The 1,451-nt window shown below is 76.8% G+C and carries 1 protein-coding gene and 2 pseudogenes; all 3 read right to left on the bottom strand.

The annotated features are described in order from the left end of the window. Positions 1-368 (bottom strand): annotated as a pseudogene (locus ACFXGA_RS40175) (hypothetical protein); the annotation flags it as partial. Beyond that, a complete protein-coding gene (locus ACFXGA_RS40170) occupies positions 365-718 on the bottom strand; it encodes a hypothetical protein (protein ID WP_378098467.1) in 354 nt (117 codons plus the stop codon). The gene ACFXGA_RS40170 and the pseudogene ACFXGA_RS40175, both read right to left, overlap by 4 nt. Positions 719-728: 10 nt before the next feature. Then, positions 729-1,451 (bottom strand): annotated as a pseudogene (locus ACFXGA_RS40165) (hypothetical protein); the annotation flags it as partial.

The following is a 1,451-nucleotide window of genomic DNA, read 5'->3' as shown; positions in this document are numbered from 1 at the left end:
GCGATGAGCATGCCGCCCACCGGGCCCGCGACCGCCGTGCCGACCCCGCCGACGGCCAGCGCGGCGGCGAGCCCCGCGGCGGTGCCGCCCAGGGCGGCCGCCGCGGCCAGGCACGACGCCGCGCCCGCGACCGAGAGCCGCACGGCCGCGGCCGCGCCCATCCGGTCCACCACGCGGCCGCCGAACGGCATCAGCACCCCGCCCAGGGCGAAGAACACCGACACCACCGCGCCGAACCGCGTCGCGCTCAGCCCGAGGTCGTCCCGGATCGCCACGCCGAGCGCGCCGGTGAGGTAGAGCGGGAGCATGTACCCGGCGCCGACCAGGACGGCCGGCAGGACGACCCGGCCGTCCCGGGGTCGCGTCACCCCCAGATCTCGTCGGCGTAGGTGATGTTGACGTCCGTGCGCCACCCGGTGGCCGGGTCGCTGCCCCACTTCTCCCGCCAGCCGGCCGCGTGCTCCAGCACGGCCGGGTCGCCGTGGTGCAGCTTCCCGCCGGCGTGGAAGGCGTCGAGGTCGTCCACGAACATCAGGTCGAAGTGCTTGAACCACTCCTCGCCGCGCGCGTTCCGCCGCACGACGTAGTTGGCGTAGTCCTGGATGCCGGGGTGCCGGCGGAACACCGGGTAGTCGACGCTGCGGGTGTACTCGGCGTACTCCTCCAGCGGCACCCCGGGCTTGATGTTGTAGGTGAGCAGCACGAGCTTGCGGGCCATGCGGGCCTCCTCAGATCGTCCGGCCGACGGCATGCCCCTCGGCCACGGCTTCCAGCAGGGATCGGGGCGCGACCGCGTCGCCGACGACGTGCACGGGCACGTTCGCCTCGGCGAGCGCGTCGGACAGCTCGTCCAGCGCGTCCGGCGGGTCGACGGCGACCACGTCCGCGATCCCGGGTATCTCGGTGACGGCGCCGGTCAACGCGTTGGCCACCACCGCGACGCCGTCGCGGAGTTCGGCGGTGGCGGAGGCCCAGAGGCCCACGTCCAGCGAGCGCAGCCGTTCGACGGCCGTCATCCGGCTGTACTCGCTCACGCCCCACAGCACGGTGCCCGCGGCCGTTACCACGTGCACCCGCGCCCCGGCGCGGGCGGCCGTCTCGGCGACCGACGCCGTGGTCCACGCGCCCTCGTCGTCCAGCACGAGCACAACGCGGCCCACCCAGTCGCGGCCGGCCAGCGCCTGCTCCGGGGTCAGCGCGCGGCCCCAGCCGGGGACCACGCGGGCCCGCCGCACGGCGCCGGTCGCGACCACCACCGCGTCCGGCGACTCGGCCAGCACGTCGGCGGCGGTGGCCCGGTGCGGCCGGACCGGCACGCCGAGCGCGGCGAACCGGCGGTGCTGGTGCGCGCGGAGGCGGTCGAGGTGGCCCCGGCCCGCGCCGCGCCGGCCGACCCGCACCTGGCCGCCGAGTTCGCCGCCGGCCTCCCACACGGTCACGGCGTGGCCGCG

This window comes from Actinosynnema sp. NPDC059335, assembly GCF_042752395.1.
In the GTDB taxonomy this organism is placed as follows: Bacteria; Actinomycetota; Actinomycetes; order Mycobacteriales; family Pseudonocardiaceae; genus Actinosynnema.
The sequence above is the reverse complement of the archived record's forward strand: the minus strand, read 5'-3'. Positions and strand labels throughout refer to the sequence as shown.